This window comes from Alistipes senegalensis JC50, from assembly GCF_025145645.1.
In the GTDB taxonomy this organism is placed as follows: domain Bacteria; phylum Bacteroidota; class Bacteroidia; order Bacteroidales; family Rikenellaceae; genus Alistipes; species Alistipes senegalensis.
The window spans coordinates 1,813,244-1,832,298 of sequence record NZ_CP102252.1 but is presented as its reverse complement, the minus strand read 5'-3'; the positions used below and the strand labels follow the sequence as shown (position 1 = coordinate 1,832,298).

7 protein-coding genes are annotated in these 19,055 nt (G+C 59.1%); 1 reads left to right on the top strand and 6 read right to left on the bottom strand.

Annotation, left to right across the window (positions count from 1 at the left end; all coding sequences use genetic code 11):
- Positions 1-23 precede the first annotated feature (23 nt).
- From galB to NQ519_RS07135, 5 genes are all read right to left on the bottom strand, one after another.
- Positions 24-2,507, bottom strand: coding sequence for a beta-galactosidase GalB (gene galB, locus NQ519_RS07155; RefSeq protein ID WP_026076746.1), 2,484 nt, complete (start codon positions 2,505-2,507; stop codon positions 24-26).
- A 68-nt stretch (positions 2,508-2,575) separates the two neighbouring features.
- Complete coding sequence (locus NQ519_RS07150; RefSeq protein ID WP_019151853.1) at positions 2,576-4,834, bottom strand: RagB/SusD family nutrient uptake outer membrane protein; 2,259 nt, start codon at positions 4,832-4,834, stop codon at positions 2,576-2,578.
- A gap of 13 nt (positions 4,835-4,847) precedes the next feature.
- On the bottom strand, positions 4,848-7,943 hold the full coding sequence (locus tag NQ519_RS07145) for a SusC/RagA family TonB-linked outer membrane protein (protein WP_019151854.1): 3,096 nt from the start codon (positions 7,941-7,943) through the stop codon (positions 4,848-4,850).
- A gap of 32 nt (positions 7,944-7,975) precedes the next feature.
- Positions 7,976-9,862, bottom strand: coding sequence for a RagB/SusD family nutrient uptake outer membrane protein (locus NQ519_RS07140; protein ID WP_026076749.1), 1,887 nt, complete (start codon positions 9,860-9,862; stop codon positions 7,976-7,978).
- A gap of 19 nt (positions 9,863-9,881) precedes the next feature.
- Positions 9,882-13,067 carry a SusC/RagA family TonB-linked outer membrane protein gene (locus tag NQ519_RS07135; RefSeq protein ID WP_147513238.1) on the bottom strand — a complete coding sequence of 1,062 codons (3,186 nt, stop codon included), beginning with the start codon at positions 13,065-13,067 and terminating at the stop codon, positions 9,882-9,884.
- A gap of 303 nt (positions 13,068-13,370) precedes the next feature.
- Between NQ519_RS07135 and NQ519_RS07130 the strand changes: the two genes are divergently transcribed.
- Entirely contained in the window at positions 13,371-17,402 is a 4,032-nt protein-coding gene (locus tag NQ519_RS07130; RefSeq protein ID WP_026076750.1) for a hybrid sensor histidine kinase/response regulator transcription factor, read from the top strand.
- Here NQ519_RS07130 and NQ519_RS07125 read toward each other — a convergent pair.
- Complete coding sequence (locus tag NQ519_RS07125) at positions 17,344-19,050, bottom strand: DUF5722 domain-containing protein (protein ID WP_019151858.1); 1,707 nt, start codon at positions 19,048-19,050, stop codon at positions 17,344-17,346. The genes NQ519_RS07130 and NQ519_RS07125 overlap by 59 nt on opposite strands.
- Positions 19,051-19,055 lie beyond the last annotated feature (5 nt).

The window sequence follows — 19,055 nt, the reverse complement described above, 5'->3', positions numbered from 1 at the left end:
AATGCGCACCACCGCCCGAAGGATTATTTCACGGAAATTTCCAACCGCGCCTTGCGCAGTCCCTCCGCCGAAGCCTCGAATCCGATCTTCCCGGGTCTCTCCCCCGATCGGACAATCGCCACGAGCTGTCCCTTGAAAGCCTTCATCCGCGGATGGTGGAACGGTTCCAGACAGGTCGGGTCCCCGTTCGCGGCCGCCCGGAACCCTCCGGCCCCGGTGACGCGGAACGAGACCTCCGGAGCGGCGTCCGGGCAGAGGTTGCCCGCTCTGTCCACGACCCGCACCGTGACAAACGAAAGGTCCTTGCCGTCGGCACAAAGGGTCTGCCTGTCGGCCGAAAGCTCCAGCCGGCAGGGTTCGCCCGCCGTATGCACCTCGGTCTCGGCAGCCGGCCGGCCGTTCCGGTCGTAAGCCACCACCCTCAACGTCCCGGGTTCATATTTCACATCCATCCACATCAGACGGTAACGGCGCTGGCGCCAAAGTCCCCGGGCGGCCTCTTCGCTGTCGGTCGCGGCCTGTGTCATCGTCGTATCTTTGGCAATGCGGCCCTGGCTCCTGCCGTTCACGAACAGCTCGGCAGAGGGGTAGTTCGTATAGACGAACACAGGGGTCACCTCGCCTTCACGACCGGGCCAGGTCCAATGCGGCAGGACATGCAAGGTCTCCTCCTCGGGCCGCCAATGGCTCCGATAGAGGTAATAGCGGTCTTTGGGCAGCCCGGCCAGATCCACGATCCCGAACAGCGAACTGTGGTTGGGCCAGATCTCATGGTAAGGCGTGGGCTCCCCCAGATAATCGAATCCGGTCCATACGAACTCGCCGATACACCAGTCGTAATCGTCGTGCAGCACGAAATCGTCTTCGGGCAAATTGGACCAACTGCCGCAGTCCAGGTCGTAGCCCGACGACTGGTTATCCGGACGGACCTTGTTCACGGTGCGTTCCACCGGGAAATGATAGGTCCCCCGCGAACTGAACGTGGAAGCGGTCTCGGACCCCATCATAATCTGCTGGGGCAGCTCGTGATACGCCTTCGTATAGAGATGGGTGCGGTAGTTGAAGCCCACCACGTCCATGACGGCCGCGAAATGGGTGTCGATAGCATCCTGCACCCGGTCGATCCCCATGGTAACGAGGCGCGTCGGGTCCTCCCGATGACAGATATCCTGCAACCACCGGGCGATCTTCGCCCCTTCGTAACTGCTTTGGTCGGGAACCTCGTTGCCGATGCACCACATCACCACCGACGGATGATTGCGGAAACGCCGGACCGTATTGACCAGATCGCGCTCGGCCCATTCGTCGAAATAGAGGTGATAACCGTTCTTCATCTTGGGGGTGCGCCACTCGTCGAAGGTCTCCACCATCACCATCAGCCCCATCCGGTCGCACAGTTCGACCAACTCCGGAGCGGGGATATTATGCGCCGTGCGGACGGCATTGGCCCCCATCTCCTTGAGGATCGACAACTGCCGGCGCAGCGCACTGACGTTGACCGCCGCGCCCAGCGGCCCGAGATCGTGATGCAGGCAAACACCCCTGAACTTGATCGGTTCGCCGTTGAGGAACATCCCCCGGTCGGGAACGATTTTCAGCTCCCGGACACCGAACGGCACCGAACGGGTATCCCGAAGCTCCCCGTCGGCATATAGCCGGAGCTCCGCTTCATACAGGTCGGGCGTATCGGGCGACCAAAGCCGCGGGGAATCAATCACCAAATCCTGACAGAAGGTCCCGGCGTCGTATTCAGCAAGCGTCGTTTCAGCCTTCGCAACGACCCGTCCTCCGGCATCCCGAAGAAGCGTTTTCAACACCAGCCGTGAATCAACCCCCGCCGGCGATTCGACATCCGCCTGCAACCGCACCTTCGCATGGCCCGAACGGATCTCGGGCGTCGTGAGACGAATGCCCCACAGCGGGATACGAATTTCATCCGAAACGATCACATGCACGTTCCGGTACAATCCGGCCCCCGGATACCACCGGGAGGATTCGGGATAGTTCTCCAACCGCACGGCCAGCACGTTGCCCTCCGGCTTCAGCAGCCGGGTCGCATCCAGCTGGAAACTGCCGTAGCCATAGGGCCAGTAACCGATCTCCTCTCCGTTGAGATAGACCCGGGCATTGCTCATGGCTCCGTCGAAAAGAATATCGGCCCGTTTCCCGGCGGCAAAATCCGGCACGTCGAAACGAATCCTGTACCAACCGGGCCCGACGACGGGCAGTCCCCCGGTACGTCCGGCTTTGAGCGACGGAACGGTCTCGCCGTCCTGCTCGATGGCCACGAACTGAGGGTCGTTGCCGATGTCGAAAGGCCCGTAAATCGCCCAGTCGTGCGGAACCGTCACGCGCTGCCAGGCCGAATCGTCGAAATCCGGACGAACGGCCTCCGCATGATCTTCGCGGGTAAATCGCCAGCCCTTTTCCAGTTTGAATTCCGTCCGGGCGGCGAATGCGGAAAAAGCGGTCAATAAGAGAGTCGCGGTAAAAGATAATCGTTTCATTCAGCGTTTTGTCGTTTATCGGGAAATCCGGCACGGCGGCGGATGTCCGCCGTGCCGGGAGTCAGCCGTTACCAGCCCGGGTTCTGCCAGTCGGCCCCGGTGAAATCCTGCATCTTGTTCACCTCATCCGGATCGAGCGGATAGACGTAGTATTTATCCCTCCAATTCGAGCGGGGGAAGCCGATGCGTTCGTATTCATAACCGCCATCCTTCTTCGTGATCCTCATGCCGGACACGCACTTGTCCGTCTCGTCCAGAACCTTCCAACGCCGCACGTCGAAGAAGCGGTGTTCCTCGAAAGCCAGCTCCACGCGGCGTTCGTTGCGGTACCGGAGTTCGAACTCGTCCTTCGACATGCCGGCGGGCAGCGGAGGCATTCCGGCACGGGCACGGATGAAATTCACGGCATCGCGGGCCGAAGCCTGGGTCCCGGCCACATCGACCGTTCCGTCGGGACCTTTGACCTGATAAGCCGCTTCGGCGAAATTGAGGTAGATTTCGGCCAGACGGAACAGCCGGATGGCGCCGTCGGCATTGTTGCTCACGTTCGACTGCCAGTTGTTGAACTTGCGCATGTAGTAGCCCGTGCGGGTACTGCGGCGGTTGTTCGCCGAAATCCCGTCGGCGGCGCCGACATAGGTATAGACATTGGGATCGACCTCGACTTCCGACTCTTCGTACTCGATCGTGATCTTCACCGAAGCCATCACCATGTATGCGGCAGCCTCCTGTTCCAGGAAATCGAAGCGGATGTACGAGTCGGGCCCCCACGAATCGGCGAAATTGTTCTTCATGTGCTCGGTCATGTCGAACGAGAACTCAACGACCTGTCCGTTCGTAGGCGCGAGGTCTCCGAGCTCAAGCCGTTTGGCCGGGTCGATCGCACCGTCCACCACGAAGAAGAATCCCATATTGCGGAAACGGTCTGTCGTGGCATCGGTCTGGTAATAGAACGAGAAAGTCATTTTCTTCAGGCGGTCCCATTCGATGCCGAAGTTCACCGGTTTGAAATAGGCATAGGGATCGGGGCCCGAAGTAAGAACCGTCCAAATATCCTTGTACCCCTCCCATTCGGGCATATAGGCGAGCGTCACATCGTTGTGAGGAGGATCGGTGAACTCCATCAGGAACTCCCGGGTGTCGCCGGTATTGCCCAGCACGCGCTGCGCCCCGTTGTAATAGATCGAGGCATAGAAACGCGGATCGCGGTTCTCATACGGATTCTGCGGATCGTAGGTCGTGTTCGCCCGATTGTAATTGGGCTGCCGGTGCGCGTCGTCTTCGTAAGGATTCGCCAGATCGAGAACCGGCTCGCCATCGACTGTTTCGTAACAATCGACCAGCTCCTGCGAAGGGCACGGACCCGCTTTGAGCTGGCCGGGCGTGGAGGGCAGACCGGCCTGGCGCCACACCTCCATCTGGGCGCCGACCTGGAGGATGGTCTCCTTGTCGGTCGAACGGCGGTCGTCGGAGCTGGTGATGAAGTAAAGGGCATAGGGATTCTGCGCGATGCCGGGCGAGGGAACATTGTCGAAGAGTTTGTAATCGTGGGTCAGCAGCACGGCGAGCGCCTCGCGGCTGACTTCGAGGGCATCCTCCCAGTCATACGTCCCGTCGGACCACAACGGGCTGGCGGCGTAGGTCACGGCCTGCGACTTGATGGCATAGGGAACGGCGCGGGTCATGATCCCGAACGACGCTTCGGGAATGCCCCAGCCGAAAGCCGCCTCGCTGTAAGCGAGCGCCGCGTCGCAATCCTCGACGATGAACTCGACCACCTCGGAAAAGGGAGCGCGAACATCTTTCGTATAATCGTGATTCTGTTCGTAAGTGCTTTTCAGCAGCGGCACGTCGCCATAGCGTTTGATGAGCTGCAAGTAGTAAAGCGCACGCAGCACATGGGCCTGGGCCGTCCAGCCGCCCACCTCGTCGGCATTGGACTGAATCAGGGCGGGATCGACCCCCTTGACGCGTTCGAGAAAAACGTTGCAATGACGGATGCCCTCATAAAGTCCCGCCCACGGACTTCCGTCGGTCGAATAGGAGGCATAGTTCGAAGCGCTCACGGCATCGGTGTACCACGCGGCGTAGCGCGAGCCCGCCAGTATATCGTCGGCATCCTGCGCCTCGTCGGTCAGCGACGCACGGTCCATGTAGGGCGCCGGACAATATCCGTAGCACGAATTGAGGTAGGCCCTCACACCCCGGCGCTCGGTAAAAAGCGCATCGAGGGAGGTGCGTCCGTCGTAGGGAAGGTCCATGACATCGTTGCAGGACGAAGCCAGGCAAACCACGGCGAGCAAAATATAATGCAGTATCTTTTTCATCTGTTCGGTAGGTTTAGAAGTTCAGAGAAAGTTTGACGCTGTAAAACCGATAGACCGGAACGGAGAGGAAACTACCCTCGGGGCCGAAGTCGGACGATTTCATATTGTCCCACGTGAACGGGTTCTGCACGCTGAAACTTACCCGCAGGTTCTCGGCCGAAATGGCAGCGGCCCATTTGCGGGGCAGCGTATAGCCCAGCTCGATATTCTTCAAACGCAGGTAGGAGCGGTCGTAGAGGAAGAACTCGCTGGTCTCGTGGTTGGTATTCTTCTTCGTCGATAATGCCGGGTAGTCGATGCGCGCACCGCTGCGGGCGCGCTCCTCGGTCCAGGCATTGCGGTGCAGCGAACCGAACACGCCGTCGTAATCGTATTCGTAGATACCCGCGCCGCTGAAGGTCGTGGAGTACTTGCCGACGCCCTGGAACAGCAGGCTCAGGTCGAACGACTTGTACTTCGCCTCGGCGAAGAAGGCATAGTAGACACGCGGGATGGCACCCGTACCGATCGGCGCCTTGTCGCGCTCGTTGATGATTCCGTCCTTATTCAGGTCAACGTATTTCAGGTCGCCGACACGGGGCGTTCCGAACTCATAGGTAAGGCCGCTCTGAGCGAGCTCTTCCGGCGTATTGTAGAACGGCGATCCGTTGCTGCGGTCGAGCAGATAGCCGAACTCCTGCCCGTAGGGGAATCCCTCCTGCCATTTGCGATAGGCATAGTCGGCATTTTTCTCGGTCTCGCCGCTGCGGATGACCTTGTTCTCGGTGTAGGTCAGCCAACCGCCGACATTGATTTTCAAACCGTTTCTGAATGCTTTCGAATAACGCAGGCTCACTTCGTATCCCTTGCTCTCGAACTCACCCGAATTGGTCGCCGGCAGGTAGCCCAGCGGCACGCCCTGATACGAAGGGGTCGTCGCTGCGCCCGGAATGACCATGTTATCCATCCGGTCGCGGAAAAGTTCGAACGACAGCGAAAGGTTGTCGAAGAGCGAAAGATCGACCCCGAAATTGAATTTTTCGGAGATCTCGGGTTCGATGTCGGGGCTGCCCACCTGGGTCTCGGTCACCGTGTTGGAGAAGGCGGGGATAGTGCCGCCGCCGACCAGCGTCACGTTATCCAGATAGGCATAACGGCCCAGTCCGGAACGCTCGGTGGCAGTCTGCCCCCAGGCGACGCGGAATTTGAGGTGGCTCAGCCACGAAACGTCCTTCAGGAACGCCTCGTTGGAGGCGACCCATGCAGCCGAGAAGGCCGGCGTAGCGACGAAACGGCGGGCACGGGCATACTGCTCCGATCCGGAGTAGCCCACGTCGAATTTGAGCAGATAGCGGTCGTCGAAATTATAGTTCGCCTCGAACCCGCTGACCAGTTTCCGGTAAGGGAGCAGCCCCGGCATAGCCTTATCCTCCGTCGAGAGATCCTGATAGAAGAGATAGGCCATGGCTCCCGCCTTGTGGCGGCCGAACTGCCGGTCGTAACCCAGCATGCCGCGGTAGTCGAGCTGATAATACATCGACGAGCTCTTACCATAAGTGAGATTGCCGTTGATGTCGTTGCCGTATTTCGAGAAGGTGCCGTCCTCGGAACGAATCCATTTTTCGTAGGACTGATACGTGGAGAGGCTGTTGACCGAATTGGTCCGGTAACCGAACGAGCCTCCCGCCTTCAACCCCGGCGTAATGAAGCTCAGATCGGCGTTCAGGGCAAATTGCGCGTATATGTTGGTGACCGTATGGCGCACGAATCCCGAACGGTTGATCTGTCCGTAGGGCGTCGTCTGTATCTTGTCCGTCACAACGACCCCGCCGCCGCCCTCCACGGGTTCTCCGGTCACCGGATCGACCGCAGGCACGGTCGGACCGTAGACCGACGACGGAACGGAGTAGAGCAGCGGATAGATGTCGGCCAGGAAACCTCCGCCGGGCGTACGCTCGCGCTTGATATTGCCCGCCAGACGCAGCGAAGCGCTCAGAAACTTGTTGACTTTAAGGTCCACATTCGAACGCACATTGGCCCAGATGAAGTTGCTGTTGGACTTGTATTCGTCCTGATCGGTGTTGTAGAAACCGCCCTGGTGCATCAGGTTGACATTGGTGTAATAGAGCACCTTGTCGCTGCCGCCCGAGATGTCCACGCCGAGCCGCTGCATGCTGCTGACGTTCTTCAGGAACATATCCCGCCAGTCATTGTCAGGATAGAGGCTGCGGTCCGACCCCGTGCGGAATGCCGTGATCTGTTCATCGGAATAATAGTAATTCTCTCCCAAACCGTCGTTGAAAGCCGCCTCGTTGCGCAGCGACGCATATTCGGCCGAGTTGATGAATGCGGGTTTCGTCGTCATCTGCTGGAAGGTCTGATCCAGCCGCACTCCGATCTTCAAATCGCCCTGACGGCCGCGCCTGGTCGTGATGACCAGCACGCCGTCGGCGCCCTGAATGCCGTACAGCGCCAGCGACGCCGCATCTTTGAGCACGGTCACCGACTCGATCTCTTCGGCGCTGATATAATCGAAAGTCTGGAGCACGTTGTAGCTGATGACCATGCCGTCGATCACGACGATGGGCTGGTTGGCGCGGATCGAAGAGATCCCGCGCACGTACATCCCCGTATTGGCCCGCGACGGCTCGGAGTAGGTCTCCTGCATAAGCAGCCCCTGCAACCGCCCCGCCAGGGCCATCGAAAGGTTGCTCGTGGGCGACTTGGCGAGCTCCTGCCCGCTGACCGAAGCCACCGATCCGGAGATGTCGCCCTTGCGCTGGGCCGTATGGCCCATGTAAACGGTCTCTTCGAGATCGAAGGTCTCGGCGAGCCCCAAGGCGACGCGGTCACGTGCGTCGGCCACGGCCATGCGCTCGGAGCGATAGCCCGGCAGGTAGAAAAGCAGCTGCTTCGCACCGTCCGGCACGGTGATCGAATAGAAGCCGTCGGCATCGGTCAACGCCGCACCCGGACATTCGTCCGCACGGACCGTCACGCCTGCCAGCGGAGTGCCGTCCTTGTCGGTTACCTGTCCCTTGACGATGGTTCCCTGCTCTGCGGCAAGCAGCCGGCCGGCTGCGAACAGGCAAACGCTGAATATTGCGATAAACTTGATTATCTGTCTCATGATCGTTAATTCGTTTTAGAGATTACTGCCCGTTACCATCCGGGATTCTGCCAATTCACGCCCGTCAGCGTCGTCATGAGATTCGCTTCGTTCAGCGGGATGGGCAGCCACAGGAATTTGTTCTGATAGCACATCCGCTCCCCGACCAGTTGGCGGGCATAGGAATACGTGCCGTCCCCGTTCCGGGTAACGCGCGCCGCCGTCAGGTAACGGTCGGTCTCCGAAAGGTCCCCGGAGGGAAGCGACCAGCGGCGCACGTCGTAATAGCGGAAGCCCTCCATGGCCAGCTCGACACGACGTTCGTTGCGGATACGCAGCATCAGTTCGTCGCCGCTCAGGCCGGCATCGAGTCCCGGCATACCGACACGGCTGCGGATCTCGTTCACGGCCGCGATGGCCTCGTCCTCATGTCCGGCTTCGGCGGCCGCCTCGGCGAAGTTGAGAATCGCTTCGCCCAAACGGAACATCTTGAAATTCGCCCCGGCACTGCCCGGATAGGTCGGCGCCGCGTAAGGATGGAGGAACTTGCGCTCGTAATATCCCGTCCGGGTCCGCTGCGACCCCTGGCCGGCCCCCATAAGGCCCGTGAAAGGCTCCTCGGGGTAGGTGGCGATGATGCGCGTGCGGGTGCCGGGTTCGGCCGGATAGTTCTCGATACATTTCGGGTCTTCGGTGACCTTCCAGTAGCAGTGGCGTTTCGAACCGTTGTAATAGATCGAGGCATAGAAGCGCGGATCACGGTTCTCATACGGATTCTGCGGATCGTAAGTGCGGTTCTCCGGATTGTAGTTGGGGGTCAGGTGCATCTCGTCCTCGTAAGGATTCGCCAGGTCGAGAATCGGCTCGCCATCGACTGTTTCGTAACAATCGACCAGCTCCTGCGAGGGATTGGTCCCCGACTTGTCGCCGTTGATGCCGATGCCGTCCATCTGGAAGACCGCCCCCTGATCCGCCTTGTTCTGGTAAATGGTCTCACGATCGGCCGGATCGGCGGTGTATTCCATCGTCGAGGTGAAATACTCGTTGTAGAGCGCCGCTCCGTCGTTGGGCAGAAAAGCGGTCGCCTCCTTGAATTCCGGATAGTTGACCTTGTCGTAAAGTGCGTAGCCGTTCTTTTTGAGATTGGTCACCGCCTCTTTGGTTATGCGGTAAGCCTCGTCCCAATGGTCCTGCCCGTCGTTGTAGAGCGGACTGGCCGCATAGAGAATCATGCGGGCGCGAATCGCTTCGGCCACGGCCTTGGTCATGCGGCCCGCCTCGGCAGCAGTCGTGATGCGCCACGGCAGCTGGGAAATCGCCAGCGCCGCATTGCAGTCCTCGATCACGAACTGCACCGATTCGTAGAAACTCGGCTTGACGACCTTGCCGAAGTCGGTGTCCAGCGCATAAGCCTCGCGGACGATGGGCAGGCCGGTGCCGTACCAGCGCAGCAATTCGCTGTAATAATAGGCCCGAAGCACATGGGCTTCGGCTTTCCAGCGCATCTTGTCGGACTGAGAGGTAACGTTGGCGCCGTCGATGTAGCTCAGGAAGACGGCGCACTTGCGGATAGCGGCCCAATAACGGTTCCAGTAGTCGCCGTTGCCGAAATTGGCGCTGAGATTCACGATCGGGTGGTTGTCGGCCGAAGCCTGCCCCTTATAAAGCAAGCCCGACATCAGACCGGCCCCTTCGTCGCTGTCCCATGCCTCATCGCTCCAAACCACCAGACCGCGCGACCAGTAATGGAACTTGATGCCCATTTCGGGAATGTATTCATAACAGGTGTTCAGCCAGGCGCCCGTCTGCTCATTGTCCTGAAAAATCTGCGGAATGGAGACATATCCGTCGGGAGCCATGTCCAGGGCGCTTTCACAGGCGCTCACTGTCGCCAAAGCGAGCAAGCCCGCCGCTGCACGATATAATTTCGTCAATTTCATAATCTTGGTATTCCTCGGGTTAGAAAGAAAGGTTTACACCGATGTTGAACATCCGGGTCAGCGGGTAGTGCATCGGGTTCAAAGGCTCCGGATCGAGGTGATCGGCCAGCAGCCGCGACCAGGTGACCAGATTCTGACCGCTCAGGAAAATGCGGAGATTCGTAATGCCGGCCCTGCGCAGCAGGTGTGCGGGAATCGTGTAGCCGATCTCCATGTTCTTGAGCCGCAGGAAGGTCTTGTCCTGAATGAAAAAGTCGTTCCGCTGATGATTGGTGTTGTTCGACGTTCCCAAAGCCGGGTAAGTGATCTTATCGCCGTTCTTCCAGCGCTCCTCGGTCCACGCATGGCGATGCCAGTTGAAATAGGAACCTTCCAGGGCGGTTTCGGTCACCATATTGCCCAGGTAGACGGAATGGAAGCCGCCCAGCCCCTGAAAGAACACGCTGAAATCGAGTCCTTTCCAGCTCAGCCCGAGCGAAAGGCCGTAGGTGCGGCGCGGCACGGTGCCGTTGCCGACAGGCGCCATGTCCCGTTCGTTGATATGGCCGTCGCCGTTGAGATCGCGGTAGACGAAGTCGCCGGGACGGGGCGTGCCGAAATCATAGACGAGATCCGTCGAAGCGAGCGTTTCCTTGGTCCAGTACCCGCCGTTGTTCGACCGGTCGATCAGGTATCCGAACTCCTGACCGAGCGAATAGCCGGTCTTGCGGTACTGGTAGGCATACCCTTCGCCGAGAGGAATTTCATCGGCGAACTTCACCTCGTTGCGGTTCAGTCCGAAATTCCCGCTGATCGACAGATGCAGGTCCTTGGTGATCTGCTTGTTATAGCTCACCTCGAACTCGATGCCCTTGTTCTCGACCTCGCCCATGTTGACACGGGGCAGCTGCGCCGCCGTGATGCCCTGGAACGCAGGAATCGTGTTGCGCTGCGTGAGAATGTCGTTGCGGTCTTCACGGAAGAGGTCCACCGAAAGCGAGAGATCGCGGAACAGTCCCACATCGACACCGACGTTGTATTTCGAGGCTGTCTCCCAGGTGATGCCGGTATTGCCGACGATCGCTTCATTGATACGCTGGCCCAGACCCAGGCTGGGGAGGTAGCCGCCGCCTGCTACGGAGATCTGGTCGAGATACATGAAACGGGCGGCGTTCATCTGGTCATTGCCGACTTTGCCGTAGGAGGCGCGCAATTTGAGGTTGGTCAGAACATTGTTGTCCTTCAGCCACGATTCATTGCTGACCACCCAACCGACCGACACTGCGGGGAAAACGCCGAAACGCTTCGCGGGAGAGAATTGTTCCGAACCGTTGTAACCGAGGTTGAATTCGGCGAAATAGCGGTTATCGTAATCATAGGTGGCGCGCGCCGCGATACCCACGACGTTGTAAGGCATTTCACCGCCGCCCGACTCCCAATGGTCGCGCTGGGCCACGAACGTCGCGCCCACGGTATGGCGGCCGAACGTGCGGTTGTAGGAGAGGATCGCCTGCATGTTGATCTTGTACGACGTACCGGCGCCCTTGTAGACGATCATGTTGATATCGTCGGTGAAATTGTTGATGTAGTTGAACGACTCCCCGTCGCTGCCCACTTGCAGGGCGTAGTTCTTGCTGCGCTTGACACCCTCGGTCGATGTCTGCGAAACGGCGTCGTAAGAGATCATGCCGCGCAGCACGAGACCCTTGGTCACGAGTCTGCCCAAATCCCATTCCAGTGCGAACGTGGAGTTCAGGTTGGCATTGACCCGGTTGTGGTAGCCGAACCCGTTGGCATATTCGTAGCCCGAAACGGCAAGATAGGTTCCGCCCGTCACCGGGGAATAAGCGCCCAGGAAACCGCCTCCGGGAATGCCCACCCCGTGATCGGGAAGCGTCAGCGGACCGGGCGACAGCGGAAGCATCAGCGAAGAGTACCAGAACATGGCGCCGGTCATCGTCTGGGGATCGCCGAATCCGGCCACCGAATAACTCGGCATACCGACCGTCTCGATATAGGTGCCCAGATTCAGCGACGCTTTCAGCGACTCGGTCAGTTTGTAGTCGAGATTCGAACGGAAGCTCCAGCGGTTCATACGCATCGAAGCATCGTAACCCAGTTTCGACTTGGGTTCGGTTTTCAGGTGGCCGCCCTGATAGGTGTAGCCCACATTGACAAAATAGGAGAGCCGCTTCGTGCCGCCCGACACATTGGCATTGACCGTGGTCTGGGGCGCGAACTGCTTGAACATCGCGCGGTACTGGTCGATGTCCGGATAGAGGTAGCGCCGGTTGGCGGCTTTCGCCGCATAGTCCGGGTCGTTGGGATCGAGCCCTTTGAGCGGGTTCTCGTACATGGCGAACAACTCGGGGTCGATCCCGGCCTTGCCGTCGTTGGTCAGCGCTTCGTTGCGCATGCGCAGGTAGTCCAGCGAGTGCAGGCGCTCCGGACGCTTGGCGAAAGTGGCGAAACTCTGCGTCGCGTTGATCGAGAGCTTGGCCTTGCCTTCCTGGCCGCGGCGCGTGGTGATGAGGATGACGCCGTTGGCGCCGCGGACTCCGAAAACAGCCGTCGCCGAAGCATCTTTCAGCACCGAAATGGATTCCACCTCATTGGGATCGATCGTGCGAATGTTGTCACGGGGCACACCGTCGATCAGGATCAGCGGACTGGTCACATTGGTCGTACCGGCGCCGCGCAGGTAAAGCACGGCATCATCGGCACCGGGCTGGCCGCCCGTCGATTGGGTCGAAGCCAGACCCGAAATCCGGCCCGCCAACGCACTGGACAGGCTCGCCGAAGTGCTCTTCTTGATGTCGCTGGCACTCACGGAGGAGACGGAGCCGGTCACCGAGACCTTCTTCTGCACACCGTAGCCGACCACGACCACGTCCTCGATGGCCGAAGCCTCCTCCCGCAGCGTGACTTCAAGTGCGAGATGGGTGCCGACGGGCACCTCCTCGGGCTTGTAGCCCATGAAAGAGAAGACGAGCACGCTCTCCCTGCCGGGGACCGAAATCGTAAAGGCGCCGCCCGAATCGGTGACCGTACCCACCGACGAGTTTTTGAGCAGAACCGTCACGCCCGCCATCTCCATACCGTTGGCATCACGCACCACACCCTTGACGGTCAGCGGCCGGTTTTGGGAAAAGACCGGCCCGACACAGAAAAACGAGAATAACACCGGAATCAGGAATGTTATTCCGGAACGTAAAAGTTTTAGCATAACATGATGGGTTAGTTGACAATTTTTGGATTCTCGAAAATGAACCGCCGGAATCCGGCATACCGATAGAAAAAAGAATTTGTCATAGGCTGGATTAAAGGTTGATTTCAGGTATGACAAAATTATTTAATAAAATAACAGAACAAGAGTCTCGCCCCGTTCAATTTTTTTCATATCCCGGTCGATCCGTTTCCGATAAACTTTGTAAATTCGTTCAAATTATTTCGTTTTCCGGTACCCCCGTTGTTCCGTCCTGAAAAATTACTTATCTTTCCTTGACCTTTTGACGAAAACCCGGACCTTATGTCGATCAGAACCTCCCTATGTATACTGTTGTTCAGCTTCTTATCCTGCCATACCCGGGGAGGGACGCATGACTATGCCGCCCGCCCGGGCAGCGCCGTCTCGCCCAATCCGAGCCACCTGTGCGTCCGGAACTTCTGCCAGGACAGTCTCGGATACGTGTGGATAGCCACGGCGAGAGGGCTGAACCGCTACAACGGCTACGAATTCAAGCATTTCTTCCACGACAAGAACGATTCGCTTTCGCTGGACAACGACATGATATATAGTCTTTTTCTCGACTCCCGCCACCAGCTGTGGGTCGGCACCAGCACGGGAATCAACCGTTACGACTTCACGCACGACAGGTTCCTGCGTTACAAGATGCCCGGCCCGCGTTACGTGCTCTCCATCACCGAAGACTCGCACGGCGCGATCTGGGCCACCACCACCTCGGGCATCGGGAAAATCGACCCGCAGAACCGATGCGTGGAGATGGTTCCCGACGAAAACCTCCGGGCCGCTACGGTCAGCACGCTGGTGGAAGACAAGTCGGGGAACCTGTGGGCCGGCACCCACAGGGGACTGGCCTGCCGGAACGGAGCGGTCTGGACGCCCGTTGCGCTCGACCGCGACAAAAGCGTGACCTGCATCTGTCCCGATCCCCAGGGGATATTCATGCTCGGAACCGGTTCGGGCATTACCCTTTTCGATCCGGCGACAGCCTCCTTCCTGGAAACACCGGCCATTCTGGCGTCGAATCCGGCCCTGAACAAGGCTTACATCCACTTCATCCGGGAGATCCGACCGCTCAAATACCTGATCGGGACCTCGGCCGACGGAATATTCCTCTACGACGCTCTCCGCCAAACCCTCCAGCAGGACCCGCCCGAATATACGGAACCGCTCCATTCGCGCGAACCCCTGTGCTGTTACGTCGATCGGCAGGACAACGTATGGATCGGGTCGTTCGACAACGGCTTCGCCGTGATCAATCCCCAACACAGTTTTTTCAATCTCGACCACGAGATCGACGGCACCTTCAAGGATGTTTTCTCCACGCGGATCGTCGAGGACGAACACCGGAACTTGTGGGTGGGAACGCGCTACCGGGGGCTCTGGTTTTACGGCAAGGACCGCACGGTCAGAAGATACGACACCTCGAACTCCCCGATATTCAAAACGAACAATCTGGTCGAAGAGCTCTTCATCGACTCACGGCACCGGCTGTGGATCGCCGGCGCGGAACAGCTCGCGGTGGCAACATACGACAGCGACGGCAAGATCGCCGTGCTGCACACGATCCCGCACCGGGGAATCGGGTCCGCGACGATCACGGAAGACCGGGCCGGAAATATCTGGTTCGGACTGGCCAGCGGACTGTTCCTGCTCCGAAACGGCACCCTCCCCGGAGCGTTGGAAAAGATATATTCCGGCAACATCTCCAAAGTCTACCTGCTTTCCGACGGCCGGCTGCTCTTTTCCGCATTCGGGAACGACGTTTACACCATCGATTCGCAGACCATGTCCGTTTCGCCCGTAAAAATGCCGTCGCCCGAGACCTCGGCCATCAGCCGCCATTGCATTGATATTTTCGAAGACTCCCAGCAGCGAATCTGGTTCGGCAGCTACAACGAAGGGGTCATGTATGTAAAAGGCTCGGAATACCGCACGCTGAGCATGGCGGACGGACTTCCCTGCAACGACATCACCTGCATCCGGCAGGACCGTACGGGCGACATCTGGCTGAGCACCGCTTACGGCATATCCCGGATCGACCGGGACATGGCGATCACCAACTACTTCGAGAACGACGGCACGAAAGGCAACCTTTTCCACGAAAAGGCGAGCCTGCTCCGTTCCGACGGCACCCTATTCTTCACAGGCAATCACGGACTGACCTTTTTCGACCCCCAGGTCCTGACCCGGAACGACCGCCGGTCGCCCGTGGTGATCGAGGACCTGAAGATCAAAAACGAAAGCGTCGTTCCGGCGGAAAAGGGCTCCGTACTGAAAAAGCCTGTCTCCTGCACCGACCGGATCACGCTCTCCCACAAACACTCGGTCATCACGATCGACTATTCGGGAATCGACTTTCTGTCCCCGCGCAAACTCACCTATGCCTACAAGCTCGAAGGCTTCGACGAAAAATGGAATTTCGTCGGGGAGTACCGCCGGGCTTCATACTCCAACTTCACTCCGGGCGACTATGTCTTTCAGGTCAAGGCCATCAACGGCGACGGACTGGAAAGCGCCGTCCCCGCGACACTGAGGATCACCGTGAAGCCCGCTCCGTGGGCGACCTGGTGGGCCTGGGCCGTCTATATCCTGCTGCTCACGGCCGCCATCCTGTTCTTCACCAACCTGCGCATCAAAATCCGGCTCCAGCAGGAGCGTCTGGAGCTGGAAGCCAACGAGCACAAACGGGAGCAGGACGTGAACGAAATGAAAATGACCTTTTTCACCAACATCTCCCACGAACTGCGCACACCCCTGACGCTGATCTCCGCCCCGACCCAGCAGCTCATGCGGCTGATCGACCCGGAAAGCAGCGCCGGGAAACTGCTGACGACGATCCACCGGAATTGCAGCCAGCTGCACCGGCTGATGGATCAGCTGCTGGATTTCAGGAAGATGGAAGACGGCATGCTCTCGCTGAAAATCGTCCGCGCGGACATTGCGGCCGAACTGGAAACCATCGTCAACAGCTACCGGATCGTCGCCGCCGAAAAGAACATATCCGTCGTCTTCTCCCCGCAGGTCCGTCCTCTGGAGATCTGGTATGATCCGGACAAGATCGAGAAAATCATGCACAACCTGCTCTCCAACGCCATGAAATACACGCCCGAGAACGGCCGGATCGAGATCGTCGCCGAGGAGCGCAGCATCCTGGAGGTCCACGAACACTACGGAATAGAATCCCCGCAGGAAAGGTATCTGGAGATCTCCGTATCCGACAACGGGCCGGGAGTTCCCGAGGACAAGCTCGGCGAACTGTTCGTCCGGTACCGCCAGATCGAATCTCCCGCGGGGCTGAGACCCGATTACACGGGAAGCGGCATCGGACTCCATTACACCCTGCGGCTGGTCGAGATGCACCGCGGAAAAATCATCGCCGAACTCCGGAAGCCGACGGGAATGAAATTCTCGTTCATCCTTCCTTCCGGCGACATCTACTCTCCGGAGGAGAAAGCGGGAGCCGGCATCCCCGAATCCGACGCCGAATCCCCGATCCCGGCGGACATCGGCCGGACATCGGAACAGCAAGACGCCGGGAAACACGAATACACGATTCTGGTGGCAGAGGACAACACCGAACTGATGATCTATTTCAGACAGATGCTCGGCGAAGAGTACAACGTGATCGAGGCGACCGACGGCACCCGAGCGTGGGAAATCTTGCAGAGCGAAAGCCCGGACCTGATCCTGAGCGACGTAGTGATGCCGGGATTGTCCGGTTACGAACTGTGCGCCCGGGTCAAACAGCATCCGGACCTGAGCCACATCCCCGTAATCCTGCTCACGGCGAAAACCTCGATGCCCGAACAGATCGAAGGACTGACGCACGGGGCCGACGCCTACGTCTGCAAGCCTTTCAACGTCGAATACCTGCTGCTGCTGATCGGCAACCAGTTCCGCAACCGGAGCAAGCTGCGCAGCTACTATTTTTCAGCCCGGTCGAAAACCGGCCGGGAGGAGCCTCCGGTAAAACTGAACGCATTCGACCGCAAATTCATGGACAAGCTGATGGAGCTGCTGGAAAAGTCGCTGTCCGACATGGAGCTGAACATCGACGAGATCGCAAGCGAAATGGCTTTCAGCCGGACCAGCTTCTACCGCAAGCTGAAAGGACTGACCAACATGGCTCCCGCCGATTTCATCCGCGCATACCGGTTGCGGCGGGCCGCAGAGATGATCGAGGAGGGCTCGTGGAATCTTTACGAGGTGGCCGAAAACGTGGGGTTCAGCAACTACACCCACTTTTCGGTAATTTTCAAAAAGCACTTCGGCGTGTCGCCGAAAGATTACAGGAATCGGGGACATCACGAATGATATTCCAGTCGCCGATGCCTATCACCGGCAGGTATTTCCGGAACGCCTCCTCTTCGTGCGGAGTCCCCGCCGCCCGGTAGACATGCCAGACCTCTTTCGGCTCCCGCCCCTCTTTGGGGAGCTTGCGCAAACCGATGAGCAGACCGTACTCCTTCTCATGGTCCGCCCAGTTGTGCCACACATGGGCGTCTATTCCGTCCAGCGCGGCGATCTTTTTCCATCCCCACGCAAACCCCGCCGCCTGTTCGCACTGGTCCCGTTCGGAATAGCTCGGCGAGTTCGTTCCGTTCTCCGACAGCCAGAGAGGACGCTTCAGCCGCCCCTCGTAGCAGTTTCGCAGCGACCGTATCCAGCGGTCGAGCACCTCCAGATTCTTGTAGGTGACGATCGGCGTATCGTCCGTATACAGCGCCTTTTCATCGAGCCACGTCTTGGGTTCGTAAAGGCTGTGGGGATAGCAATGGAAAGCCAGGCCCCATCTGAAATCCCCTTCGGCCCGGCAATAGTCATTCAGAATCTCCAGCATTTCCCGCGTGGCATAGGTCTTCGGATTGTCGGCAACGGCCCACGCATGCGTATGCGATGCCATCACCCAGGCATGGGCGTCGTAGCGCCGCACAATGCTGTGGCATAAACGCATGGATTTCACATAGGCATCCATATAAACCTCCACGGGTTTGCCGGGTCCCATGTTGGTCCATTCCAGTCCCGAATCCACCTCGTTGTGCATGATCCAATAATGTATCCGGCCGTAACGCCCGTCCGGCCGGCAATAGCGTCCGGCCAAGAAATCGAGGGCCGCCGCATAGGCCCGGACGCTGCGGAAAGCAGACATGTCGGGCATCGAATAGTTCCCTTCGGACGTGTAGTCGGGATGTTGCAGCAAGGGCCCGATCACGGGATCGGCGGCGGAGGCCGCATTGTTGATCAGGATGATCGCCGCCACCGCGATCCGGCGGTCCCGGCAAACCCCCAACGTTTCATCGAGCGCCCCCACATATCCCGCATCGAAATAGTATTTCTCCCCTCCGTAGACATGTTCGATCCGCCGCGGCCCGGGCCGGGAGTACATGAAGGTCGTGATCCGGATATTGACCGTAGCGCTCGTGATGCCGAGTGCGTCCAGATCGCGGACCATCAGCGAATCCGCATGCACATCCCCCAACCCCTTTTTCGAGGCGGGGGAAAGCGGCTGAGTCAGCTGCTGCGGCTCGATCCGATCCGCATAGCGGGCATGCGACACCGGCCGGTTTTCCGGGTCCCCGGTCCTGACGATGACCCATCGGGACAATGTGCGGTCATACGACACGCCCTCCCGCATTGCATAACGGTCGAAAGTCCGGTCGAAAACGAGTTCCTTCTCCCCGAGCCGGCACCGGAACGCCCCGGCATCGCCGATCTCCCCGGAAGGCATCAGTTCGCAGAGACTGAACGGACCGTCACCGTCCGTCCGCCCGCAGACCCTTATGCTTTCCAGCCCGGCATCGACCTGCGTCACGGCACAGGGAAATTCGGCATGAAGATAATCCCGGATATTTCCGGCTGCCGCTTTTTCCGACTCTCCGGAGCCGGAAGGGCTGCCGGCGACATGCAGACACAGCCCCGACGCCGCCATCGTGACGGCCCACAACAAGACATTCGATTTCATAACCA